Annotated in this window: 17 protein-coding genes, 1 tRNA gene and 1 pseudogene; 11 read left to right on the forward strand and 8 right to left on the reverse strand. The window is 66.3% G+C overall.

The window, feature by feature from the left end:
• The 8 genes and pseudogenes from H7K34_RS19035 to H7K34_RS19070 form a co-directional block, all read left to right on the forward strand.
• Nucleotides 1–141 (forward strand): annotated as a pseudogene (locus H7K34_RS19035) (type VII secretion protein EsxI); the annotation flags it as partial.
• 245 nt (nucleotides 142–386) lie between these two features.
• On the forward strand, nucleotides 387–1,160 hold the full coding sequence (locus H7K34_RS19040; protein WP_264063627.1) for a response regulator transcription factor: 774 nt from the start codon (nucleotides 387–389) through the stop codon (nucleotides 1,158–1,160).
• The gene (locus tag H7K34_RS19045) at nucleotides 1,157–2,665 is read left to right on the forward strand and encodes a sensor histidine kinase (protein ID WP_264063628.1); all 1,509 of its coding nucleotides are present in this window, start codon (nucleotides 1,157–1,159) and stop codon (nucleotides 2,663–2,665) included. The genes H7K34_RS19040 and H7K34_RS19045 overlap by 4 nt, the downstream gene beginning before the upstream one ends.
• Before the next feature lie 383 nt (nucleotides 2,666–3,048).
• Nucleotides 3,049–4,719 carry a potassium-transporting ATPase subunit KdpA gene (gene kdpA / locus H7K34_RS19050; protein WP_108924425.1) on the forward strand — a complete coding sequence of 557 codons (1,671 nt, stop codon included), beginning with the start codon at nucleotides 3,049–3,051 and terminating at the stop codon, nucleotides 4,717–4,719.
• 14 nt (nucleotides 4,720–4,733) lie between these two features.
• Nucleotides 4,734–6,866: a potassium-transporting ATPase subunit KdpB gene (gene kdpB / locus H7K34_RS19055; RefSeq protein ID WP_276059865.1), complete on the forward strand. Its 2,133-nt coding sequence runs from the start codon at nucleotides 4,734–4,736 to the stop codon at nucleotides 6,864–6,866.
• A 1-nt stretch (nucleotide 6,867) separates the two neighbouring features.
• Nucleotides 6,868–7,794 carry a potassium-transporting ATPase subunit C gene (locus H7K34_RS19060; protein WP_264063629.1) on the forward strand — a complete coding sequence of 309 codons (927 nt, stop codon included), beginning with the start codon at nucleotides 6,868–6,870 and terminating at the stop codon, nucleotides 7,792–7,794.
• Nucleotides 7,795–7,806: 12 nt separating this feature from the next.
• The gene (locus H7K34_RS19065) at nucleotides 7,807–10,386 is read left to right on the forward strand and encodes a sensor histidine kinase (RefSeq protein WP_264063630.1); all 2,580 of its coding nucleotides are present in this window, start codon (nucleotides 7,807–7,809) and stop codon (nucleotides 10,384–10,386) included.
• Nucleotides 10,383–11,063, forward strand: coding sequence for a response regulator (locus tag H7K34_RS19070; protein WP_264063632.1), 681 nt, complete (start codon nucleotides 10,383–10,385; stop codon nucleotides 11,061–11,063). The genes H7K34_RS19065 and H7K34_RS19070 overlap by 4 nt, the downstream gene beginning before the upstream one ends.
• Nucleotides 11,064–11,164: 101 nt before the next feature.
• Here H7K34_RS19070 and H7K34_RS19075 read toward each other — a convergent pair whose 3' ends face one another.
• From H7K34_RS19075 to mfd, 7 genes are all read right to left on the reverse strand, one after another.
• Nucleotides 11,165–12,109, reverse strand: coding sequence for a Ppx/GppA phosphatase family protein (locus tag H7K34_RS19075; RefSeq protein ID WP_264063633.1), 945 nt, complete (start codon nucleotides 12,107–12,109; stop codon nucleotides 11,165–11,167).
• Nucleotides 12,100–12,591, reverse strand: coding sequence for a DUF501 domain-containing protein (locus H7K34_RS19080; RefSeq protein WP_264063634.1), 492 nt, complete (start codon nucleotides 12,589–12,591; stop codon nucleotides 12,100–12,102). The genes H7K34_RS19075 and H7K34_RS19080 overlap by 10 nt, the downstream gene beginning before the upstream one ends.
• Nucleotides 12,584–13,288: an FtsB family cell division protein gene (locus H7K34_RS19085; RefSeq protein WP_264063635.1), complete on the reverse strand. Its 705-nt coding sequence runs from the start codon at nucleotides 13,286–13,288 to the stop codon at nucleotides 12,584–12,586. The genes H7K34_RS19080 and H7K34_RS19085 overlap by 8 nt, the downstream gene beginning before the upstream one ends.
• Before the next feature lie 35 nt (nucleotides 13,289–13,323).
• Nucleotides 13,324–14,613: a phosphopyruvate hydratase gene (eno, locus tag H7K34_RS19090; protein WP_264063636.1), complete on the reverse strand. Its 1,290-nt coding sequence runs from the start codon at nucleotides 14,611–14,613 to the stop codon at nucleotides 13,324–13,326.
• A gap of 78 nt (nucleotides 14,614–14,691) precedes the next feature.
• On the reverse strand, nucleotides 14,692–15,423 hold the full coding sequence (locus H7K34_RS19095) for a lytic transglycosylase domain-containing protein (protein ID WP_108924578.1): 732 nt from the start codon (nucleotides 15,421–15,423) through the stop codon (nucleotides 14,692–14,694).
• A 269-nt stretch (nucleotides 15,424–15,692) separates the two neighbouring features.
• Nucleotides 15,693–16,829: a nucleoside triphosphate pyrophosphohydrolase gene (locus H7K34_RS19100; protein ID WP_264063794.1), complete on the reverse strand. Its 1,137-nt coding sequence runs from the start codon at nucleotides 16,827–16,829 to the stop codon at nucleotides 15,693–15,695.
• 38 nt (nucleotides 16,830–16,867) lie between these two features.
• Nucleotides 16,868–20,524, reverse strand: coding sequence for a transcription-repair coupling factor (mfd, locus tag H7K34_RS19105; protein WP_264063795.1), 3,657 nt, complete (start codon nucleotides 20,522–20,524; stop codon nucleotides 16,868–16,870).
• Nucleotides 20,525–20,631: 107 nt separating this feature from the next.
• Here mfd and lysA point away from each other — a divergent pair, with 107 nt between their 5' ends.
• Nucleotides 20,632–21,972 carry a diaminopimelate decarboxylase gene (gene lysA, locus H7K34_RS19110; protein ID WP_264063639.1) on the forward strand — a complete coding sequence of 447 codons (1,341 nt, stop codon included), beginning with the start codon at nucleotides 20,632–20,634 and terminating at the stop codon, nucleotides 21,970–21,972.
• A 64-nt stretch (nucleotides 21,973–22,036) separates the two neighbouring features.
• Here the strand turns inward: lysA and H7K34_RS19115 are convergent, their stop codons facing one another.
• Complete coding sequence (locus H7K34_RS19115) at nucleotides 22,037–22,630, reverse strand: TetR/AcrR family transcriptional regulator (protein WP_133251027.1); 594 nt, start codon at nucleotides 22,628–22,630, stop codon at nucleotides 22,037–22,039.
• Nucleotides 22,631–22,800: 170 nt separating this feature from the next.
• On the opposite strand from H7K34_RS19115, the gene H7K34_RS19120 reads away from it, so the two are divergent.
• Both H7K34_RS19120 and glmU read left to right on the forward strand, forming a co-directional pair.
• Nucleotides 22,801–22,872, forward strand: a tRNA-Gln gene (locus H7K34_RS19120).
• A gap of 107 nt (nucleotides 22,873–22,979) precedes the next feature.
• Entirely contained in the window at nucleotides 22,980–24,455 is a 1,476-nt protein-coding gene (gene glmU, locus H7K34_RS19125) for a bifunctional UDP-N-acetylglucosamine diphosphorylase/glucosamine-1-phosphate N-acetyltransferase GlmU (RefSeq protein ID WP_264063640.1), read from the forward strand.
• Nucleotides 24,456–24,501: the final 46 nt, after the last annotated feature.

Here is a 24,501-nt window from a genome sequence, read left to right on the forward strand (position 1 = left end):
TCTTGCCAGGAGTTCATCACCCAGTTGGGTCGTAACTTCCAGGTGATCTACGAGCAGGCCAACCAGCACGGCCAGAAGGTGCAGTCCGCGGGCAACAACATGGCCAGCACCGACAGCGCCGTTGGGTCCAGCTGGGCCTAGCACCTCGTCTCTAACCGGGGCCGCGCACCGACAGGTGTGCGGCCCCGTTTTTTGTGGCACGAGGGTGGTAGTGATTTGAACTAAAGGTCGTTCATTTCAGTGCTTTTCGCGAATCGCCACGTCCCAATGCGGCGGACGCGACACAGAGAACTCCGCGCAGCCGGGCCCGATCCGATCACCTAAACATTTGAGAAATCTATGAACGAGGTGACAAGCGCATATGTGCTTTGCGAGAATTCAAGAACATGACCGTAATGTCGGGTTACGCAGGAAGCCAGCGTCCACGCCAAGCCATTCTTGGGCAGCTACCCAGGATCTATCGTGCTGACGGATCACCGATCCGAGTATTGCTGGTGGACGATGAGCCAGCGCTGACCAACCTGGTCAAGATGGCACTGCATTACGAGGGCTGGGTGGTGGAGATCGCCCACAACGGCCGCGAAGCACTGGCCAGATTCGAGCGGGCGGCCCCCGATGTGCTGGTCCTCGACATCATGCTTCCCGACATGGATGGCCTGCGCATTCTGCAGCGAATCCGCGAATCCGAGGTTTACACCCCCACGCTGTTTTTGACCGCACGCGATTCGGTCATGGACCGTGTCACCGGTCTCACCGCGGGCGCCGACGACTACATGACCAAACCGTTCAGCCTCGAAGAATTGGTCGCCCGGCTTCGCGGGCTGCTGCGGCGCTCCAGCCAGCAGTCCCCACCGGCGGCCGAAGCGCTCAAGGTCGGCGATCTCCGGCTCGACACCGCCAGCCGCGAAGTCAGCCGCGACGGCACGCCGATATCGCTGTCGTCGACCGAATTTGAATTACTGCGCTTCCTGATGCGCAATCCGCGCCGTGCATTGAGCCGCACCGAGATCCTCGATCGGGTCTGGAACTACGACTTCGCCGGGCGTACCAGCATCGTCGATCTGTACATCTCATACTTGAGAAAGAAGATCGACTCCGGCCGGGAGCCGATGATCCACACCGTCCGTGGTGTTGGATACATGCTGCGACCAGCGGAATGACCCGGCAACGCAACACCCCTTCGTGGCTACCACGGTCTCTGCGCCGCCAACTGCTTATTGGCGTATTAGCAGTCGTCACAGTGGTATTGGTAACCGTCGGCATAGTCTCAGTGCTCAGCCTGCGCGGCTACGTCACCGCGATAGCCGACGCCGATGTCTCCGAATCCCTTGATGCATTCAGTAACTCGTACATCCGGTACCAGAACGGCGAACACACCTCGGCACACCGGCGCACTCCGCCGATAGCAGAGGCGCTGCTGGAGTTCACCGGGCAAACGCCGGGAAACCTGATTGCCGTGGTACACCACGGCAATGTCGTCGGCTCGGCGGTTTTCTCGGAGGACCAGCCAAAACCCGCCCCACCCGATGTCATCCGTGCGATCGAGGCGGAGTCCTGGGCCGACGCGCCGCCGCGCACCATACGGCTTGGCAGCCTCGGCGCCTATCGCGTCGACAGCCGCGTCGATGGATCCGACCTCCTGATCGTCGGGATGTCGGTGAAGCTCGCCGACGAGATCATGGCCCGCAAATACATCACCACCAGCCTGCTGGTCGCGGCCGCCCTGGTAGTCACCGCGGGACTCACCGTGTGGGTGGTGGGCTACACACTTCGCCCGCTGCGCCGGGTCGCCGCGACCGCCGCGGAAGTTGCGGTGATGCCGCTCACCGGCGACGAACACCGGATCGGCGTCAGGGTCCAGCAGGAAGACACCGACCCGGACAACGAAGTCGGGATCGTCGGGCACACGCTGAATCGCTTGCTGGACAACGTGGATAGCGCGCTGGCGCATCGCGTCGATTCCGACTTGCGGATGCGCCAATTCCTCACCGACGCCAGCCACGAGCTGAGAACCCCGTTGGCGGCGATTCAGGGCTACGCCGAGCTGACCCGCCAAGACAGTTCGGCCCTGCCGCCGACCACCGAGTACGCACTGGCGCGCATCGAGTCCGAAGCACGCCGCATGGCTCTGCTCGTCGAGGAGCTGCTGTTGTTGTCCCGCCTGGGCGAGGGTGAGGACCTGCAGAACGAAGACGTCGACCTGGCCGATCTGGTCAACAACGCGGTGAACGATGCCGCGGTCGCGGCGCCGACGCACCAGTGGGTCAAAGACCTTCCCGAGGAACCGGTCTGGGTCCGCGGGGATCATGCCCGGCTACATCAGCTGGTCAGCAATCTGCTCAGCAACGCCGCGTTGCACACACCGCCCGACGTCACGGTGACCACCGCGATCGCCTGCCACCGCGGCGACCCCGACGCGCCGCATGCCCAGCTCACCGTCACCGACGACGGGCCCGGCATCGACGCCGACCTGCTCCCCCGGTTGTTCGAGCGGTTCGTCCGCACAAACACCTCCCGGTCCGACGGTTCGGGCATCGGCCTGGGCCTGGCCATCGTCAGTTCGATCGTCAAAGCCCACCACGGCTCGGTCAGCGCCGAATCCAGCAAGGGCCGAACGGTCTTCCGGGTGAAGCTGCCGTTGATCGACAGTCCGGGCGCCAACTAGCGCGCCCACCGCGCGCGAGGTCAGTGAGACGCGCGGGACAAACGAGGCGGCAAAGGTCAGGAAGACCGCAAAAGTGGCGGTCAAGACGTAAAGAAAGCGTTAAGGGCAACGGTTTGCCCCGCGGGCGAGCCTAGATTCGATCGTGACCTCCTCACCGAGGTCAGGTCACTGTTGCCCGAAAACAATCTGGCATTAATCGGTCATTGAACGAAAGACAAACATGTCTGTGGTGATTTACCTGGTGCTGACTGTGGTGGTGTTCGCCGCACTCGGCTTGACGCTGAGGCTCGGATCGTGAGCACCGCCAATACGGTGGGCCTGATTCTGTCTGTCCTGATCGCACTGTTACTGGGGGCTGCCTTGATGTTTCCGGAGCGGTTCTAGTGAGCGGCACCGCCGCGGGTGTGGTCTTCCTCGCGCTGATGATTGTCGCGTTGGCGGTGGTCCACGTGCCGCTGGGCGACTACATGTATCGGGTGTACAGCGCTCAAAAACATTCGCGCACCGAGAAATTCATTTACCGATTGATTGGCGCCAACCCCGACTCTGAGCAGACGTGGAAAACGTATGCCCGTAGCGTGCTGGCGTTTTCGGCGGTCAGCGTCGTGTTCCTATTCGTCCTGCAACTAGTGCAGGGAAAGCTGCCGCTGCATCTGCACGATCCGGGAACGCCGATGACAGCGGCGCTGGCCTGGAACACCGCGATCAGCTTCGTCACAAACACCAACTGGCAGGCCTATTCCGGTGAGTCGACCATGGGCCATCTGGTCCAGATGTCCGGTCTGGCGGTACAGAACTTCGTATCCGCCGCGGTCGGGATGGCGGTCGCGGTCGCGCTGGTCCGCGGCTTCATCCGACACCGCACCAATGAACTGGGAAACTTCTGGGTGGACCTGACCCGCGGCACGCTGCGCATCCTGTTGCCGATCTCAATCATCGGCGCGCTCACCCTGCTGGCCGGCGGTGTCATCCAGAACTTCCACCTCAATGACCAGGTGGTGAACACCCTGGCCGGCTCCCCGCAGACCCTTCCCGGTGGTCCGGTTGCCAGCCAAGAGGCAATTAAGTTGTTGGGCACCAACGGCGGTGGCTTCTACAACGCCAACTCGGCGCATCCGTTCGAGAACGCGACCGCGTGGACCAACTGGGTCGAGATCTTCCTGATCCTGGTCATCGGCTTCTCGCTGCCGCGCACGTTTGGCCGCATGGTTAACAGCAAGAAGCAGGGCTACGCCATCGCCGCGATCGTCAGCGTCCTGGCCCTGCTCAGCGTCACCTTCATGATGCTGTTCCAGCTGCAGCACCACGGCACCGTCCCCTCGGCGGTGGGCGCCTCATCCGAAGGAGTCGAACAGCGCTTCGGCGTCGCCGACTCTGCGGTCTTCGCCGATGCGACCACGCTGACCTCAACGGGCGCAGTCGATTCCACCCATGACTCCTATACCAGCCTGGGCGGCATGATGACGATGTTCAACATGCAGCTCGGTGAGGTCGCGCCCGGTGGCACTGGCTCGGGGCTGTACGGCATCCTGATCCTCGCGGTCATCACGGTGTTCGTCGCGGGGTTGATGGTCGGCCGGACACCGGAGTACCTGGGCAAGAAGATCAATCCGCGCGAGATGAAGCTGGCCGCAGGGTATTTCCTGATCACCCCGCTGCTCGTGCTGCTCGGCACCTCGATCGCGATGGCGCTGCCGGGTGAGCGCGCCGCCATGGCCAACGGCGGGCCGCACGGCCTGTCCGAGGTGCTGTACGCCTTCACCTCGGCAGCCAACAACAACGGTTCGGCTTTCGCGGGTCTGTCGGCCAACACGGTCTGGTGGAACACCGCCTTGGGTCTGGCCATGGTCTTCGGCCGCTTCCTGCCGATGATTCTGGTTCTCGCGCTTGCCGGTTCACTGGCAAGCCAGGGCATGACGCCCGAGTCCAGTGGCACCCTGCCCACGCATAAGCCGCAGTTCGTGGGACTTGTGGTGGGCGTGACAGTCATCCTGGTTGCCCTCACCTTCCTGCCCGCGCTGGCGCTCGGGCCGCTTGCCGAAGGGATTCACTGAAAGTGACCACCACATTGAATTCAGGCACCCGCCGACGCACCGCGCAGGCGCCCGGCGAAAAGCTTCAGGGCGGCTCGCTGGACCCGGCCCTGCTGCTGAAGTCGCTGCCGGACGCACTGCGCAAACTCGATCCCCGCACGCTGTGGCGCAACCCGGTGATGTTCATCGTGGAGATCGGCGCCGTCTGGTCGACGGTGCTCGCGGTCGGCGACGGCACCTGGTTCAGCTGGCTAACAGTGTTCTGGCTATGGCTGACAGTGCTTTTCGCGAACCTGGCCGAGGCAGTCGCCGAGGGGCGCGGCAAGGCGCAGGCCGACTCGCTGCGCAAGACGAAGGCCGACACCATCGCGCACCGGCTCAAGGATTGGAAGCCCGGCGCGGCTGGCAACCCCGAAGAGATTGCGGCGCCGCTGCTGCAGCAAGGCGACTTCGTGGTGATCACCGCGGGCGAAGTCATTCCCGGCGACGGCGATGTCGTGGAAGGCATTGCCTCGGTTGACGAGTCGGCCATTACCGGCGAATCGGCACCGGTGATCCGGGAATCCGGCGGTGACCGCTCGGCGGTGACCGGCGGGACAACCGTGCTGTCGGACCGCATCGTCGTCAAGATCACCCAGAAGCCGGGCGAGAGCTTTGTGGACCGGATGATCGCGCTCGTCGAGGGCGCGAACCGGCAGAAGACGCCCAACGAGATCGCGCTGAACATCCTGCTGGCGGCACTGACCATCATCTTCGTGTTCGCGGTCGCCACACTGCAACCGCTGGCGATCTACTCCAAGGTGAACAACCCTGGAGTGCCTGATACCTCGGCGCTGAGCTCCGACGGCATCAGTGGCATCGTCCTGGTGGCACTGCTGGTGTGTTTGATTCCGACCACCATCGGTGCGCTGCTTTCCGCGATCGGTATCGCGGGTATGGACCGGCTGGTGCAACGCAACGTGCTGGCCATGTCGGGCCGCGCGGTCGAAGCGGCCGGTGACGTCAACACCTTGCTGTTGGACAAGACCGGAACGATCACGCTCGGCAATCGTCAAGCGTCGGAATTCATTCCGGTGACCGGCGTGACCAACGCCGACTTGGCGGACGCCGCACAGCTGTCGAGTCTCGCCGACGAGACTCCAGAAGGACGCTCCATCGTGGTGTACGCCAAAGAGGCCTACGGCCTGCGCGCGCGAACACCTGGCGAATTGACGAACGCTAACTGGGTGGAATTCACTGCGACCACCCGGATGTCGGGCGTCGACCTCGACGGCCGGCAGCTACGCAAGGGCGCGGCGAGCTCGGTCTCGGAATGGGTCCGCGGCCACGGCGGCAACGTCCCGACCGAACTCGGCGAGATCGTCGACGGCATCTCGGCGGCCGGCGGAACCCCGCTGGTCGTCGGGCAGGTCGATGACGGCAAGGCCGAAGTGCTCGGCGTCATCCACCTCAAGGACGTGGTGAAGCAGGGCATGCGCGAACGATTCGACGCGATGCGCCTGATGGGCATCCGTACGGTGATGATCACCGGTGATAATCCGTTGACCGCCAAGGCAATCGCCGACGAGGCCGGAGTGGACGACTTTCTCGCCGAGGCCACACCCGAAGACAAGATGATGCTGATCAAAAAGGAGCAGCAGGGTGGTCGCCTGGTGGCGATGACCGGCGACGGCACCAACGACGCGCCGGCGCTGGCTCAGGCCGACGTCGGAGTGGCGATGAACACCGGCACATCGGCCGCCAAAGAGGCCGGCAACATGGTGGACCTGGACTCCGATCCGACCAAACTCATCGAGATCGTGGAAATCGGTAAGCAACTGCTGATCACCCGCGGTGCGTTGACGACCTTCTCGATCGCCAACGACATCGCCAAATATTTCGCGATCATCCCGGCGATGTTCGTGGCGATCTTCCCCGGCCTGGACCTGATCAACGTGATGCGGCTACACAGCCCGCAATCGGCGATCCTGTCCGCGGTCATCTTCAACGCGGTCGTCATCGTCGCCCTGATTCCGTTGGCGTTGCGCGGTGTTCGGTACACGCCCAGCCGTGCATCGAAACTGCTCAGCCGAAACCTTTACGTCTACGGATTGGGCGGCATCGTCGCCCCATTCGTGGGGATCAAGCTCATCGACCTGCTGGTTCAACTGCTCCCTGGGATGGCCTGAGATGAACATCGCCAACACGATTCGCCAACACGTCGCCGCGCTGCGCGCGCTGCTCGTCCTCACGGTGATCCTCGGTTTTGGCTACCCGCTGCTGATTTGGCTGATTGCCTTCATCCCGGGACTGCACGACAAGGCGGAGGGCTCGATCATCACCATCGGCGGCAAGCCGGTGGGCAGTCGACTGATCGGCCAGTCGTTCACCGACGCTAGCGGCAACCCACTGCCGAAGTACTTCCAGAGCCGGCCTTCGGCGGCGGGCAGCAATGGATATGACCCGACGTCGAGTGGCGGCAGCAACCTTGGGCCCGAGAGCATTGTCGACACCCCGGGCGATCCGGCCAAGCTGGCGTCGGGCGCCAGTGCGTCCGACGCCGGGTTCAAGCCGAGCCTGCTGACGCAGGTGTGCACGCGAAGCGTATCGATCGGACAACTCGAAGGTGTCAATGGCGCAAGGCCGTTCTGCACCGGCGGCGGTGTCGGAGCGGTGCTGTCGGTGATTGGCCCCCGCGATTCGCGCGGTTACGTCGTCCACCCGACTCGGGTGGCCAGCGTCAACGAGCCGTGCGCGACGACGAAGCAACCCTTCCTGGACTTCTACGAAGGTGTTCGGGTCGAGTGCGCAAAGTTCGGCGACGACTACTCGATCGGCCAGATCGTGCCGATTGTCGGAGCCGCCGCGGGTAGCCCGCAGGTGCCCGCCGACGCCGTCACCGCCAGCGGCAGCGGCCTGGATCCGAACATCTCACCGGCCTACGCCGCTATTCAGGTCACCCGGGTGGCCAACGCCCGCCACGTCAGCCCGGACCAGATACGCGCGGTCCTCGCGCAGTTCAGCGACGGCCGTGCCCTGGGATTCTTCGGCGAACCGACGGTCAATGTGCTGCAGCTGAACGCCGAACTCGACCACCGGTTCCCGGCCACGAGCTAGGGACGCGGGTGGATGATGGTTGACGTGAGCGACGTCAGCCTCGGGGACCACCATCCCAAGCGCGGGGAGCTACGCATCTACCTCGGTGCGGCCCCGGGTGTCGGCAAGACGTTCGCGATGCTCGGGGAGGCTCACCGGCGCTTGGAACGCGGCACCGATCTGGTGGCCGCCGTGGTGGAGACGCATGGCCGCCGCAAAACCGCGGAGATGCTGGAAGGCATCGAAATCATCGCGCCGCGTTTCATCGAGTACCGCGGCGGTAGCTTCGCCGAACTCGACGTGCCGGCCGTGCTGGAGCGGCATCCGCAGGTGGTTCTGGTCGACGAACTGGCCCACACCAATACACCGGGAAGCAAGAACCAGAAACGGTGGCAGGACGTCGAAGAGTTGCTCGACGCCGGGATCACCGTGATCACCACCGTCAACATCCAGCACCTGGAAAGCCTCAACGACGTCGTCGCCCAGATCACCGGGATCGAACAGAAGGAGACGATGCCGGACTCGATCGTGCGGGAAGCCGCGCAGGTTGAGCTGATCGACATCACACCGGAAGCGCTGCGGCGCAGGCTGTCTCACGGCAACGTCTACGCCCCGGCCCGAATCGATGCCGCACTGTCGAACTACTTCCGCCGCGGAAATCTCACCGCCCTACGGGAATTGGCGTTGCTGTGGCTGGCCGATCAGGTGGATACCGCGCTGGCCAAGTACCGCGCGGAGAACAAGATCACCGACATGTGGGAGGCGCGCGAGCGCGTCGTGGTGGCGGTCACCGGCGGCCCAGAATCGGAAACGTTAGTACGACGGGCATCCCGGATCGCGTCGAAGTCCAGCGCCGAGCTGATGGTCGTGCACGTGCTACGGGGCGACGGGCTGGCCGGCTTGTCGGAAACCCGGATGATCAAGATCCGCGGGCTGGCCGGCAGTCTGGACGCGTCGGTGCACACCGTCGTCGGCGACGACGTGCCCACAGCGCTACTGGATTTCGCGCGTGAGATCAACGGCACCCAGTTAGTGATCGGCAGCTCGCGCCGGTCGCGGTGGTCGCGGATTTTCGAGGAGGGCATCGGCCCGACCATTGTGCAGCGATCCGGCAAGATCGATGTGCACATCGTCACGCACGAAGAATCCAGGCGCGGCTTCCACATCGCGTCGCTGGCGCCCCGCGAGCGACGCATCGCCTCCTGGCTGGCGGCCTGCATCGTCCCGTCCGCGATCTGCGCGGTCACGGTGGGCGTGCTCGACCCATATCTGGACACCGGCGGGGAGAGCGCCCTGTTCTTTGTCGGGGTTCTGCTGGTGGGCCTGCTGGGAGGTGTTGCCCCGGCAGCTCTTTCGGCGGTGCTGTCCGGGCTGCTACTGAACTACTACCTGATCGCGCCGCGACACAGCTTCACGATCGCCGAACCCAACAGCGCCATTACCGAATTGGTGCTGCTGCTGATCGCGGTGGCGGTCGCGGTGCTGGTCGACTTCGCGGCGAAACTAGCCCGGGAAGCCCGGCTGGCTTCCCAAGAGGCCGAACTGCTGACGCTGTTCGCGGGATCGGTGCTGCGCGGCGCCGACCTCGACACACTGCTCGAACGCGTGCGCGAGACCTACTCGCAGCAGGCGGTCAGCGTGCTGCGAGAGCCCAGCGACGAGGACCGCGCCGTCGGCAAGAAGAGCTACATCGTGGCCTGTGTGGGCAAAGATCCTTGTGTCACGGTTGATTCCGCGGACACCGCGATCGAGGTCGGTGACGACGAGTTCTGGATGCTGTTGGCCGGCCGCAAGCTGTCCGCGCGCGATCGCCGGGTGCTGAGCGCGGTGGCCAGACAGGCCGCGGGTCTGATCAGGCAGCGTGAGCTGGTCGACGAAGCAAGTCGGACCGAGGCGATTGTGCGGGCCGACGAGCTGCGGCGCTCGCTGCTCTCGGCGGTCAGCCATGATCTACGCACACCGCTGGCCGCGGCCAAGGTCGCGGTATCCAGTTTGCGCGCCGAAGATGTTGCTTTCTCCGCGCAAGACACCGCGGAATTGCTGGCCACTATTGAGGAGTCGATCGATCAGTTGACCGCGTTGGTTGGAAACCTGCTTGATTCTTCGCGTCTGGCCGCCGGCGTGGTTCGCCCGGATCTGCGCTGGGTGTACCTGGAGGAAACGGTGCAACGCGCGCTGGTCAGTATCGGCAAGGGCGCCAACGGGTTCTACCGATCAGCGATCGATCGCGTCAAAGTCGACGTGGGTGACGCGGTGGCCATGGCCGACGCCGGGCTGCTCGAACGCGTGCTGGCCAACCTGATCGACAATGCGCTGCGCTACGCGCCCAACTCCGTGGTCCGGGTCAACGCGGGGCGCGTGGGCGATCGGGTCCTGATCAACGTCATCGACGAAGGACCGGGAGTCCCACCCGGGAACGAAGATCAGCTCTTCGAACCATTTCAGCGGCTCGGCGATCACGACAACACCACCGGTGTGGGGCTGGGGATGTCGGTGGCGCGTGGCTTTGTGGAAGCCATGGGCGGAACCATCCAGGCCAGCGACACGCCCGGGGGCGGACTCACCGTCGTCGTAGACTTGGCGGCACCGCCGCAACCGATTGGTGTCCGATGACCCGGGTATTGGTGATCGATGACGAGCCGCATATTCTGCGTGCGCTGCGCATCAACCTCTCGGTGCGCGGCTACGAAGTCGTCACGGCGGCGACCGGTGCCTGCGCCCTGCGCGCCGCTGCCGAACACAAACCCGACGTGGTGGTCCTCGACCTCGGCTTGCCCGACATCTCGGGTATCGAAGTGCTTGCCGGTCTGCGCGGGTGGCTGACGGCACCGGTGATCGTGTTGTCGGCGCGCACCGATTCGTCCGACAAGGTCGAAGCGCTGGACGCCGGGGCCGACGACTACGTCACGAAACCGTTTGGGATGGACGAGTTTCTAGCCCGGCTGCGGGCCGCGGTCCGCCGCAACGCCGCGGCATCGGAAACCGACGAGCCGGTGATCGAAACCGATGCTTTCACCGTCGACCTGGCCGCCAAGAAAGTGACGAAGAACGGCGCCGAGGTGCACCTCACCCCGACCGAGTGGGGCATGCTCGAGGTACTGGTGCGCAATCGCGGCAAGCTGGTCGGCCGCGAGGAGTTGCTCAAAGAGGTGTGGGGCCCGGCGTATGCCACCGAAACCCATTACCTGCGTGTGTATCTCGCACAGTTACGGCGCAAACTCGAAGACGACCCGTCGCATCCCAAACACCTGCTGACCGAATCCGGTATGGGCTACCGCTTCGAGGCATGAGCTTTCCGGCGCCCAGTGTGCGTCCACGGCGCCGGGTGTGCGCCCACGGCGACGACACGCCGGGAAAGGCCGCCGTCACCGCACACCGAAAGCCATGCTTGTTACCGCGCGATCGACAGCACGATGCCGTCGAGAATGTCGTGCTCGCTGACGGTGAGCTCGTCGATGCCGGCCCGGGCGCGTAGCTCGCGCACCAACTCCTGCACCACGATCGCGCCGCCGCCGATCACATCGGCCCGGCCCTCGTGCATCGGCGGCAGTGCCGCACGCTGGGACAGCGTCATGCCGACCAGCCCCTCACACACCGACCACAGTTCATCGCCGGCAACCCGCGAAAGATGAATGGCCGCAGCGTCATACGTCGTCATGCGGTGCGCCAACGCCGACAGGGTGGTCATCGTGCCGGCCAGCCCGACCCAGGTCCGGGCTCCCTCGACGGGCACGGCCCGCAGTGCGGACTCGAGCCGATCGCGCACAAACTGACGCGCCGCGTGCACTTCCGCACGCGTCGGCGGGTCGGAGTGCAAGCAGCGCTCGGTTAACCGGACGCAGCCGATGTCGGCCGAGTAGCTCGCCAACACCTGGTCTGTGCCCAGCACGATTTCGGTTGAGCCGCCACCGAGGTCGACGACGACGAAAGGTCCACGGGCGACGTCTAATTCGCCGACCGCTCCGCGGAATGACAACTCGGCCTCTTCGGCTCCGGTGATCACCTCGGCGACCGCACCGGGTAGCACACCGGCCAGCACGTCGGCGGTCATCGCAAAGAAGTCATCGCGGTTGGTGACGTCGCGAGCGGCCGAGGTGGCAACCATTCGGACCCGCTCGACGCCGTGGGCTCGCATCAGATCCGCATAGTCGACCAGCGCCGCTTTGGTCCGCTGGATCGCCTGCGGCGCAAACTGACCGGTGGCGTCGACACCCTGGCCCAGGCGCACGATCCGCGTCTCGCGATGCACGTCGCACAGCTGCCCGCCCGATACGTCGGCGATCAGCAACCGAATCGAGTTAGTGCCGCAATCGACGCCGGCCGCTCTCAACGCCACAGCTCACCATCCAGCACCGCGGCCATCGCCGGCTCGGCGGCAAGCAGCGCCAACGCGTGGTCTCCGAGCGGATTAACCCCGGGACCCTTGGCCAGCGAATGCGCGATCAGCACGTGCAGGCACTTGACCCGGTCCGGCATGCCGCCCCCCGAGAACGTCGTCCCGAGCGGCTCGATCGCGTCGCGCTCGGCCAGATAGGACTCGTGGGCGCGCCGGTAGGCGGCGGCCAAATCGGAGTCCGTCTGCAATCGCTCGGTCATCTCCCGCATCAGCCCCGTCGTCTCGAGCCTGCTCGCGGCCGCAGTGAGCGCCGGGTGCGTCAGGTAGTACAACGTCGGAAACGGAGTTCCGTCAGGAAGTTTCGGCGCGGTCTTCACCACGCCGGGCTCGCCACTGGGACACCGGTAGGCGATCTCCAGCACACCACGCGGCTCGCGACCGAGCTGGCGTGCCACCGCTTCCAGGTCGGCACGATCAACCACCGGGAGTCGTGGGCTTCGGTAATTCCGGCGGCGCGGGCGCCGAGGGGTCGGCCGGCGCGAGCGCCGGGGCGTTGGCCGGTGGGGCCGGTGGCAGGTGCGGGGCGTCGGCGATGGTGTGCCACAGCGACGAGTACCACGGGGCGTTGCTCGCCGGCTTGGCCGTCTCGCCGCCCGGCTGCGGGGAAGCCGCCGCACCCGCCGGAAGCTGGACTTGGAACGGCGTGTCGCCGGGCATCACAAACCCCAGGCGCTCCCGGGCCTGCGCCGCGATGTAGGCCGGATCGCCAAGCTTGACCTTCTTCTGCTCGAGGTCGGCGATCTGACGGCGCAGCGCGGCCTCACTGGCGGTCAACTGAGACATCTCGGTGCGCTGCGCGAAATAGGTACGCACCGGACCCGCGATGGTGAGCGTCAGCACGCATACGACCGCAGCCAGTACCGCCGCACGCCGGGCGGTGAAGCCCATCCGCTGCTCAGACCGCTGCTCGACGGACTCCGCGATCTGCCGCTTGATCGGTTCGACGATGTGCTCAGCCGTCGTCCGGGCATCGGCGGCGTTCTGCGCAAGTTTCGACGCGCGTGACGACGGCTTGGACGACGGTTTGGCGGCGCGACCGCGGCGAACCGAATCACCCGCTTTCCCCGGGCGCGATGCCGGGGAGCGCCGCTTCGGATCTGGCCGCTTCGCGTCGGGCATCTCAGATCTAGTCGCGTTTCTCGTTGGCTGTCAAGCTATTTCACATCCAATGCGAAGCGCGGGAAGGCCAGATCGCCAGCGTAGCGGGCCGCGTCGCCCAGCGCTTCCTCGATGCGCAACAGCTGGTTGTATTTAGCAACCCGCTCGCTGCGGGCGGGCGCGCCCGTTTTGATCTGCCCACTGCCGACGGCCACCGCCAGATCGGCGATCGTGGTGTCTTCGGTCTCGCCGCTGCGGTGGCTCATCATCGTGCGGTATCCGCTGTGGTGAGCCAGGGCGACCGCGTCGAGTGTCTCGGTGAGCGTGCCGATCTGGTTCACCTTGACGAGCAGCGCGTTGGCCACGCCCTTTTCGATGCCCTCCTCGAGCCGCTCGGGATTGGTGACGAAGATGTCGTCACCCACGATCTGCACCCGGTCGCCGATCGACGACGTCAGGTCCGCCCAGCCCTGCCAATCGTCTTCGGACAGCGGGTCTTCGATGGACACCAGCGGGTAGGAGTCGAGCAGCTTGGCGTAGAACTCCGTCATCTGCTCGGCGGTGCGGGTGGCGCCCTCGAAGCTGTAGCCGCTGCCGACGGTGTGGAACTCGGTGGCCGCGGCGTCGAGGGCCAACGCCACATCGGTGCCCAGCTTCAAACCGGTCGCCTCGATGGCCGAGCTGATCAGGTCCAGCGCCGCGGTGGTTCCGGCCACATCGGGGGCGAAGCCACCCTCGTCGCCCAGACCGGTGGAAAGCCCTTGCTTCTTCAAAACCGACTTCAGCGAGTGATACACCTCGGCACCCCAGCGCAGCGCCTCGACGAAGCTGGGCGCACCGATCGGCGCCACCATGAACTCCTGGACGTCCACCCCGGTGTCGGCGTGGGCGCCGCCGTTGACGATGTTCATCATCGGCACCGGCAGGATGTGCGCGTTCGGCCCGCCGAGGTAGCGGAACAGCGGCAGCTCGGCCGAATCGGCAGCCGCCTTGGCGACGGCCAGCGAGACGCCCAGGATCGCGTTGCCACCGAGCCGCGACTTGTCGGGGGTGCCGTCGAGGTCCACCAGCGCCTGGTCGACCAGCCGCTGATCGTCGGCATTGAGTCCGATCACAGCGGGGCCGATCTCGTCGAGCACGGCCTGCACAGCCTTTTGCACGCCCTTGCCGCCGTAGCGCTCGCCGCCGTCACGCAGCTCGACCGCCTCGTGCTCGCCGGTCGACGCGCCGGACGGCACCGCCGCGCGGGCGAAGGTTCCGTCGATCAGGGCAATCTCGACCTCGACAGTCGGGTTACCTCGGGAATCGAGGATCTCGCGGGCCCCGACCTGCTCGATAATCGGCACTAGGATCTCCTTGCGTCGTAGCTGATGCTGTCCCCGGGCCGGCCTTCAGCCTAAAGCCTGGGTCAGCGATTCATCCTTCTACAGCGGGTGACCCGCCGCGTAGGCGGTCGCCCAGTCCCGGACCGCGCGCGCATAGACGCCGGAGTTGTTGTAGGCCCGCAGCGCGGTAATCCATCCCCTGGCCGTCCCGAGATCCTTTCCCCGCCAACACAAGTAACCCGCCGCCGCAAGCGCCGAGTCGTCGATGTTGTCCGGGCTGAGGCGACCGTCGTTGTGGGCGTCGACGCCGTACAACCGCCATGTCTCCGGAATGAACTGCATGGGCCCCATCGCGCGCGCTACCGCGGGCTCGCTATCAGTGCTGTTCTGTTGGGCGTCGACAATGCGCAGGTTGCCGCCGCTACCGTCCAGCTGAACACCCCGGATGGGTGGACTGACATCACCGTTCGGCGACAGCGTCGCGCCCTTGTAGGTGCCGTGGTGGCTCTCGACCTGCCCGATGCCGGCCAGCGTGGTCCAGGCGATATGACACTTCGGGTTTTCGACCTCGGCGACCCGGGCCGCGTAGGCATAGGCCTCCAAAGCGATCAGCGGAATCTCCAATGCCGCCGAGCGTGGCAGCGCCCAGGCCCGCAACTGGTCGGCGGGCCGGCCGCTGGCATGAGTGTTCACCGCCGGCACCGGGTCTCCGAACGGCGGCGGAACGCCGGCGGGGATAAAGAGGCTGAGTTGCCAGGTACAGCTCGAGGCCAGCAGCATCGCAGTCGCGCCGATCACGGCGGCCGCCCGCAACCAACGCCTCGGCGACACCACGTACTCCTTAGCTTCCCCTATACCAACGTCACCCACTGATTATCGTCCCATGACCTTTCGCCGGAGCCGGTCGTCGCAAGCCGGCAACCCCGCCGTCAGCTAATTTTTCGATTAGCCGCCTGCTACCGTGGCCGGCAACGTGAGAACGATGCCGACCACCGGGATTCACCAACTCGCGAGCTACATTACCCGTCGGCACCACGAAAAATGGCAAACACCGCGGCGGTCGCTGATCGGTAAACCTGCGCGCCCGATCCAAACCGGCGTCAGCCTCGGTCCCGGCTCCGCTTGGAGCCCTTGCCGGATCTCTTCGACGCCTTGCCGGACTCCCCATCGGCGTCGCCGGCATCGTCGCGCTCGTCGTCGGCTGATGCTTCGTCGTCGGGCTCGGCGGTGTCCTCGTCGGCATCCTCGGCCGCCTCGTCAACCGCGCCCGTCTGGCCGGACTCGTCGGGCTCGACATCGTCGGCCGGGTCGGAGGGCCAGTGCTGGCGCCACTCCTCCTCGCTAACCTCGCCCATCGGGGCCACGTCGAATTCTTCCGGCACGCTGTCCCCGCGGCGCGTGGCGGCGATCGACCGCTCGACCGCTCGGACAGTGTCCACGAACTCCAAAACCGCTGCACGCAGGACGCTTTCCGCATCGACGTCGGCCAGCACCGAGATCGAGGTGATCTCGGCGGGAACCAGGTCGGCAGGCAGACCGGCCGCATGCGCGCGTTGAACCACCTTCTGCGCCAGCGCCAAGGCCGGCTGACCGGTATGGACGTCATCCATCACCGAATTGCGGGGTTTCTCGGCCGCTTTACGCTCTTCCCATTGAGCCAGTTGCTCTTCGAGCGAAATCGGTTGGCCCGCAAGCACTCCTGGCACCCGGTTAGCCAGTTTGCGCATCAGCGTGGCGGCGACTTCGTCGATGTCGAAGGGGGACTGGCGCGCTTCCTCAGCGATGCGGGCGTGAAAGAGCACCTGCAGCAACACGTCACCGAGTTCCTCGCGCAGCTGGTCGGCATTGCCGCTGCGGACCGCGTCCAACAGCTCGTAGGTCTCCTCGAGCAAGAATCTGCGCAGCGAATCGTGGGTCTGCTCGCTTTCCCACGGCCCGGCGGTGCGCAGTTTGTCCATCATCGCGACGGCATCGACAAGTCGTTCACCGCGCGGCGTGTCCGGCGCCGAGATCAGCCGGGCGCCCGCGGCCAATCGGGCGATCACGGCGGGGTGATCGCGGTCCGAGGACAGCAACACCGGCGCGTCGTCCCCGGTGTCGACCGGCCGCGCCGACGACAGCGTCCAGGGCACCGCGACGGGCATCTCCTCGGTGTACTGGATCTCACCGCTGAGGTGCTCGATCGCATCGAGGGGCACCAGCGACGGCCGGCGGGGGTCGAACAAGACGACGATCATGTTCGCTTGTTGCTCCTCCCTCGTCATCGCTGAAGCTGCTAGCCGGCCGATTTGCGGCCTTCATCTTCGTCGTGCGCCGTTGCCGAACTGGTTATACCAATTTCTTGCTGCGGTTTCCCCTGCAGGGCCGTCACCAAGTTCGCCACCATCTGCACCAACTCGACGTCGCGGAGCCGCGGTGCACCCACGCCGCCGGCCCGCGGGATCGGCACCTGCACCGTGGACGTCGTGGCGCGATAGTTGGCGGCCGAATACATCCGCTTGAGCCGCACCTGGGCAGAATCTAGCAGCGCAATCGGCGACAGCCGCACCGTCGCCCCAGATGGGGCCGACACTTCGGTGATGCCGGAGGCCCGGCACAGCAGCCGCAGCCGCGCCACGGCCACCAGCCGCAGGGCAGGTTCGGGCAGTGCGCCGTAGCGGTCGGTGAGCTCCTCGACGACGGCGTCGACGGCCGCGTCGTCGGGCGCGGCCGCCAGGCGCCGATAGCCCTCCAGCCGCAGGCGATCGCTGGCGATGTAATCCGGCGGCAGGTGCGCGTCCACCGGAAGGTCGATGCGCACATCCTTGGGCTCTTCGGGGGTGGTGACGGTTTGGCCGTCGGCGGCCGCCCGGTAGGCCTCCACGGCCTCGCCCACCAACCGCACATATAGGTCGAAGCCGACCCCGGCGACGTGCCCGGACTGTTCGACGCCCAGCACGTTGCCCGCGCCGCGAATCTCGAGGTCCTTCAGCGCGACCGCCATCCCCGCGCCCAGCTCGTTGTTCTGTGCGATGGTCGCCAACCGGTCGTAGGCCGTCTCGGTCAGCGGCACCTGCGGCGGATAGAGGAAGTAGGCATAGCCGCGTTCTCGACTGCGGCCGACCCGGCCCCGCAGCTGGTGCAACTGGGACAGCCCGAAGGTGTCGGAGCGCTCGACGATCAGCGTGTTCGCGTTGGAGATGTCCAGGCCGGTTTCCACGATCGTGGTGCACACCAAGATGTCGTATTCGCGGTTCCAGAAGCCCTGCACGGTGCGCTCCAGCAGGTCCTCGTTCATCTGCCCGTGCGCGACGACGACGCGGGCCTCGGGCACCAGACCCCGCACCCGGGCGGCAGCCGAGTCGATGGAGCTCACCCGGTTGTGCACGTAGAAGGCCTGCCCGTCGCGCAGCAGCTCGCGGCGCAACGCGGCGCCGACCTGCTTGTCGTCGTGCGGCCCGACGTAGGTCAGCACCGGGTAGCGCTCTTCGGGCGGCGTCAGGATCGTCGACATCTCGCGGATCCCGGCCAGGCTCATCTCCAGCGTGCGCGGGATCGGGGTAGCGCTCATGGTCAGCACGTCGACGTGGGTACGCAGCGACTTGATGTGTTCCTTGTGCTCGACGCCGAATCGCTGCTCCTCGTCGACCACGACCAGGCCCAGGTCCTTCCAGCGCACCCCGGTCTGCAGCAGCCGGTGGGTGCCGATCACGACGTCCACCGACCCGTCGGCCAGGCCGTCGACCACGGTGCGAGACTCGGTGGAATCGGTGAACCGGGACAACCCCTTGACGGTCACCGGGAAGCCGGTCATCCGGTCGGTAAAGGTCTGCAAATGCTGGTCGGCCAGCAGCGTGGTGGGCACCAGCACCGCGACCTGTTTGCCGTCCTGCACCGCCTTGAACGCCGCGCGCACCGCGATCTCGGTCTTGCCATAGCCGACGTCGCCGCAGATCACCCGATCCATCGGGACAGGCTTCTCCATATCCGACTTGACCTCGGTGATCGCGGTCAGCTGGTCGACGGTCTCGGTGAAACCGAACGCGTCTTCCATCTCGGCCTGCCAGGGCGTGTCCGGCGCGAACGCGTGTCCGGCGCTGGCCTGCCGCTTGGCGTACAACGCCACCAGCTCACCGGCGATCTCGCGCACCGCGCGGCGGGCCTTCGTCTTGGTGTTGGCCCAGTCGCTGCCGCCGAGCTTGCTCAGCGCCGGCGCCTGCCCACCGACATACCGCGAGAGCTGGTCCAGCGAGTCCATCGGGACGAACAGCTTGTCGGAACCCCCGCCCCTCTTGCTCGACGAATACTCGAGGACCAGGTACTCGCGCCGTGCGCCACCCACGGTCCGTTCGGTCATCTCCACGAACCGCCCGATGCCGTGCTGGTCGTGCACCACCAGGTCGCCAGCCGTCAGCGCCAGCGGGTCGACCGTGTTGCGCCGCTTGGCGGCCAGCCGCTTACCTTCGGGCGACGTCGCGCGGTTTCCGGTCAGGTCGGTCTCGGTGATCACCACCAGATTGGCGCCGGGTATCACGACGCCGTCGTGCAGCGGGCCCTTGAGCACCCCGACCACGCCCGCCTTCGGAACCCCGCCGCAATCCAGCATCGCGGCGGGGGTATCGGACTCTGCCAGCCGCTCCACCACGCGGTGGGCGGTACCGGTGCCGGGGGCGACGATCACGGCGTAGCCGCCAGTCGAGACGTGCGCCCGCAGCATCGCGAAGACGCTCTCGATGTCGTGTTGATGCCCGCGCGCCGACGGCGCCGCCCGGATGTCCAGTTCGATGGCCGACTCGTCGGACAGCTGACTCAGCGTCCACCACGGATGACCGGCTCGGGAAGCAGCGGCCCGCACGTCGTCCAGTTCGGCGAAGCCCGACCCACCCAGCTGTTCGACGTCGACGGGCGCATCCGTGCCCATGGCCGCGACCGACCAGGACGCCTCCAGGAATTCGCGGCCGGTCTTGATCAGGTCGGCGGCGCGGCTGCGCACCTTCTCCGGGTCGCACAGTAAGACCGGTGTGCCGGCGGCCAGCTGATCGGTCAGCAGCGCGTGGTCGTCGGGGCGAAGGACGGGGAGCAGCGCCTCCATTCCGTCGACCGGGATGCCTTCGGCCAGCTTGGCCAGCATGTCGGAGACGCTGCCGGTGATCGAGCCCTCGGCCGCGGGATGGCGTGCGGCCAAGTCGGCGGCCCGCGCCCGCACGTCGTCGGTCAGCAGCAGTTCGCGGCACGCGACCGCGACGAGCGTGTCGACCTCGATCTCCGGCAGGGATCGCTGATCGGCGACCGCGAACATCCGCATCTCGCTGACCTCGTCACCCCAGAACTCGATGCGCACCGGATGCTCGGCGGTGGGCGCGAAGATGTCGAGAATGCCACCGCGCACGGCGAATTCGCCGCGCTTGCCGACCATGTCGACGCGGGTGTAAGCCAACTCGACCAGCCGGGAGATCACACCCTCGAATTCGACTTCCAGACCGACGCTCAACGTCAGCGGTTCCACCAGGCCCAGCTGCGGCGTCATCGGCTGCAACAGCGAGCGTGCCGCGGTCACCACCACCTGTAGCGGCGGACCCAGCCTCCCGTCGGCGGGATGCGCCAGCCGGCGCAGCACCATCAACCGGGTACCGACGGTGTCAACGCCCGGTGACAGGCGTTCATGCGGCAGCGTTTCCCAGGACGGAAACACCGCGACGGCGTCGCCGAATACGCCGCGCAGTTCGGCGCTCAGGTCGTCGGCTTCGCGCCCGGTGGCGGTGACGACGAGCAGCGGACCCCGCCGCGCCAGCGCGCTGGCCACGAACAAGCGCGCGCTGGCCGGGCCGACCAGGTGCAATTCGGCCGCCGCAGCGGCATCCGCGGCGATCTGGGCGAAGGTGGGCGCTGTCAGCGCTAATTCAACAAGCCCCGCGATCGGGGTTTCTGGGCGAGCAAGCCCCGGTGCGGTGATGATGCACCCATTCTAGGTGCGCCGAACATCGTCAATATTGCCCCTGGGTGCGTCAAAGGATCGTAAGGATCTCGCCATCGACCCCGGGCCGGGCGCACTTTGAAGTCATGACATTGCTTGACATGCTGCCCTCCATTGGTCGGGCAGCGCCCCGACGGCTAGATCCCGCGATCTGGCCTGTCACTACACATTCCGACGAGGAGGGCCGCCTTTGCATCGGCGACCTACCCCTTTCGGACATCGCCGACGAGTTCCACACCCCCACCTACGTCATCGACGAAACCGACTTCCGTTTCCGCGCCCGTCGCTACCGCAAGGCGCTGCGCGGCGTCGAGGTGGTCTACGCCGGAAAGTCACTACTGACCACGGCGGTGGCACGCTGGGCACGCGAAGAAGGCCTGGGCGTTGACGTCTGCTCGGCCGGTGAGCTCGCCGTCGCCCTGGCTGGCGGCATGGACCCGGCCCGGATCATCATGCACGGCAACGCGAAATCACCCGACGAGTTGCAGGAGGCGGTGCGCGCCGGAGTGGGGCGCATCGTGCTGGACTCCTGCATCGAGATCGCCTACTTGGCGGGATGCGCCCGCAAGCGCCAGCCGGTGCTCATCCGGGTGAGCCCGGACATCGACATCCACGGGCACCGCGCGGTCACCACCGGTATCAGCGACCAGAAATTCGGATTCACCCTCGCCCACGACCAAGCCGCCGACGCGGTGAAGCGGGTGCTGGCGCACCCGATCCTCGACCTGGTCGGGCTGCACTGCCACATCGGCTCGCAGGTCACCGACCCTGCCCTGTACGGCGAGGCCATCCACCGAATGATCGCCGCGATGGCTGACATCCGCGCGCAGCATGGCGTCATCCTCACCGAGCTGAACATCGGCGGCGGCCACGCGATCCCCTACGTCTCGGGCGATCGCGAGTTCGAGATCGACGACCTGGCCGTCGTGATCGAAGACGCCCTGGACGAGGCCTGCGCGGCCGAACATTTCCCGCGGCCGACCATCGTGGTGGAACCCGGTCGCGCCATCAGCGGCCGTGCCGGCGTGACGCTGTACCGCGTGTGCTCGGTCAAGACGCAGCCAGGCGGACGCACCTTCGTCGCGGTCGACGGCGGCATGAGCGACAACCCGCGGGTGTCGTTGTACGGCGCCCAGTACACGGTCACGCTGGCCAATCGCCATTCGATGGGGCCCAAGCAGCGGGTCACGGTCGCCGGGCGGCACTGCGAGGCGGGCGACGAGATCGCCCGCGATATCGAGCTACCGGTAGACCTGCACCCCGGCGACCTGCTGGCCGTGGCCTGCACCGGCTCCTACCACCACAGCATGGCGTCGAACTACAACATGGTCTGCCGGCCGCCGCTGGTGGCCGTACGGGACGGTCGGACGCATCAGCTGATTCGCCGGGAGACGGTCGCCGACCTGATGTCACGCGACTGCGGTTGAATGTGGCCCCGCGAGCCGGGGCCAATGCTTCGCCGAGGGTACGGGTGGGGTCGCCCGGCGCAACTTACTCGTCTTGCAGGCGGGGATCGGATTCCAGATGCGTCAAGCCGTTCCACATCAGGTTGACCAGGTGCGCGGCGACGACTTCCTTCTTGGGTTCGCGGGTGTCGAGCCACCATTGCGCGGTCATCGACACCGAGCCGACCAACGCCTGGGCGTACAGCGGCGCCAGATCCGGATCCAGGCCGCGGCGGGCGAAGTCGCCGGCCAGGATGGAACTGACCTGACTGACAGCGTCGTTGAGCAGGCTGGAATAGGTGCCGGCGCTGATCGACGCGGGCGAGTCGCGGATCATGATCCGGAAGCCGTCGGTGCGTTCTTCGACATAGGTGAGCAATGCCAGCGCCACCCGCTCGACCCGCACCCGGGACCGGTTGTTGGTCAGCGACGAGGTGATCATGTCCAGCAGCGCCGACATCTCCCGGTCGACGACCACCGCATACAGGCCCTCCTTGCCGCCGAAATGCTCGTAGACGACCGGTTTGGAGACGTTGGCGCGCTGCGCGATCTCCTCGATCGAGGTGCCTTCATAACCGCGTTCGGCGAAAAGCGAGCGCGCGATGCCGATGAGTTGGTGTCGGCGCTCAGTACCGGTCATCCGCGCGCGGGGGGCGCGCACTTCTTTATCCGGGGCTGCCACGGCAACCAGCGTATCGGTTTGCCCAGGTGAAATTGCCGGAGTTTCCCTGGGGACCGCAAATGGCCCGGCACCGTCTAAAGTCTTGGTGGCGCAATCGGTGGTTCACCGCCGCCGGCCGTGATCTACAGTCCGTCGTGGTGTAATCGGCAGCACCTCTGATTTTGGTTCAGATAGTTCAGGTTCGAGTCCTGGCGACGGAGCTTCGGCTGCTTGTCTTAGAGGTCGCATCAGGGGTGAAATAACAGTCTTGACGGCGTGGCGGGGCTTCGGCTTCCCGCCTCGCGTGAGACAAGCCCGAGGAGAGTCGATGTCGTTTCGCGGTGACACTGCGGTCCTGGTTTTAGCGGCCGGGCCCGGCACCCGGATGCGCTCCGACACTCCGAAGGTGCTGCACACCATCGCCGGCCGCAGCATGCTGTCGCATTCACTGCACGCGATCACCAAGGTGGCGCCGCAACGACTGGTCGTGGTCCTGGGGCATGAGCACCAGCGCATCGCGCCGATCGTCGCCGAACTCGCCGATGTGCTCGGGCGTCCCATCGACGTCGCGCTGCAGGACAGTCCCCGCGGCACCGGCCACGCCGCACTCTGCGGCCTGTCCGCGCTGCCGGCGGACTACGCCGGCGTCGTCGTGATCACCTCCGGCGACACCCCGCTGCTGGACTCCGACACCCTGGCCGATCTGATCGCGAACCACAACGCGGTCTCGGCCGCCGCGACGGTGCTGACCACCACGCTGCGCGATCCGTTCGGCTACGGCCGCATCCTGCGCACCCAGGACGACGAAGTGATGGCGATCGTGGAGGAAGCCGACGCGACTGCCTCGCAGCGCAAGATCGGCGAGGTCAACGCCGGCGTCTACGCCTTCGACGCCGCGGCTTTGCGCTCGGCGCTGGGCCGGCTGAGTTCCAACAACGCCCAGCAAGAGCTCTACCTGACCGACGTCATCGCCATCCTGCGCGGCGACGGCCAGCCCGTGCGTGCCAGGCACGTGGACGACAGCGCAATGGTGGCCGGAGTGAACAACCGCGTCCAGCTGGCCCAGCTGGGAGCCGAGCTCAACCGCCGCATCGTCGCCGCACACCAAATGGCGGGCGTCACGGTGATCGATCCCGCCACCACCTGGATCGACGTCGACGTGGCGATCGGCCGCGACACCGTGGTGCACCCCGGAACCCAGCTGCTCGGCCGAACCCAGATCGGCGGCGGCTGTGTGGTCGGCCCGGACACCACGCTGACCGACGTGACCGTCGCCGATGGAGCCGCGGTGATCCGGACGCATGGCGAGTCGGCGGCGATCGGTCGCGATGCCACGGTCGGCCCGTATACCTACCTGCGGCCCGGCACCGTGCTGGGAGCCGACGGCAAGCTTGGCGCGTTCGTCGAGGTCAAGAACTCCAATATCGGGACCGCCACCAAGGTGCCGCACCTGACCTACGTCGGCGACGCCGACATCGGCGAGCACAGCAATATCGGCGCGTCCAGCGTGTTCGTCAATTACGACGGCACGACCAAGCGGCGCACCACCGTCGGCTCACACGTCCGCACCGGTTCGGACACCATGTTCGTGGCGCCGGTAACCGTCGGCGACGGCGCCTACACCGGCGCGGGCACGGTGTTGCGCGACGATGTGCCGCCGGGAGCACTGGCGGTTTCGGCTGGCCCGCAGCGCAATATCGAGAACTGGGTGCAACGGAAACGTCCAGGCAGCGCCGCCGCGGAAGCCGCGGACAAGGCCGCCCAGCAAGCGCCGACGGCGACTGCGCCGGCCGAAGCCGAATAGACACCATGAATTTGATGGCTGGCAACCCGGCGAACCTTCCGTACGA

Origin of the sequence: Mycobacterium montefiorense (assembly GCF_025823255.1) — a bacterium.
In the GTDB taxonomy this organism is placed as follows: Bacteria; Actinomycetota; Actinomycetes; order Mycobacteriales; family Mycobacteriaceae; genus Mycobacterium; species Mycobacterium montefiorense.

Bases quoted from the DNA above. Each gene is read 5' to 3' on its own strand.
- H7K34_RS19040 (WP_264063627.1), top strand. From the start codon at position 387: ATGACCGTAATGTCGGGTTACGCAGGAAGCCAGCGTCCACGCCAAGCC.
- H7K34_RS19045 (WP_264063628.1), top strand. From the start codon at position 1,157: ATGACCCGGCAACGCAACACCCCTTCGTGGCTACCACGGTCTCTGCGC.
- H7K34_RS19060 (WP_264063629.1), top strand. From the start codon at position 6,868: ATGAACATCGCCAACACGATTCGCCAACACGTCGCCGCGCTGCGCGCG.
- H7K34_RS19065 (WP_264063630.1), top strand. From the start codon at position 7,807: ATGATGGTTGACGTGAGCGACGTCAGCCTCGGGGACCACCATCCCAAG.
- H7K34_RS19070 (WP_264063632.1), top strand. From the start codon at position 10,383: ATGACCCGGGTATTGGTGATCGATGACGAGCCGCATATTCTGCGTGCG.
- H7K34_RS19085 (WP_264063635.1), bottom strand. From the start codon at position 13,288: ATGCCCGACGCGAAGCGGCCAGATCCGAAGCGGCGCTCCCCGGCATCG.
- H7K34_RS19100 (WP_264063794.1), bottom strand. From the start codon at position 16,829: ATGATCGTCGTCTTGTTCGACCCCCGCCGGCCGTCGCTGGTGCCCCTC.
- lysA (WP_264063639.1), top strand. From the start codon at position 20,632: ATGACATTGCTTGACATGCTGCCCTCCATTGGTCGGGCAGCGCCCCGA.
- H7K34_RS19115 (WP_133251027.1), bottom strand. From the start codon at position 22,630: ATGACCGGTACTGAGCGCCGACACCAACTCATCGGCATCGCGCGCTCG.
- glmU (WP_264063640.1), top strand. From the start codon at position 22,980: ATGTCGTTTCGCGGTGACACTGCGGTCCTGGTTTTAGCGGCCGGGCCC.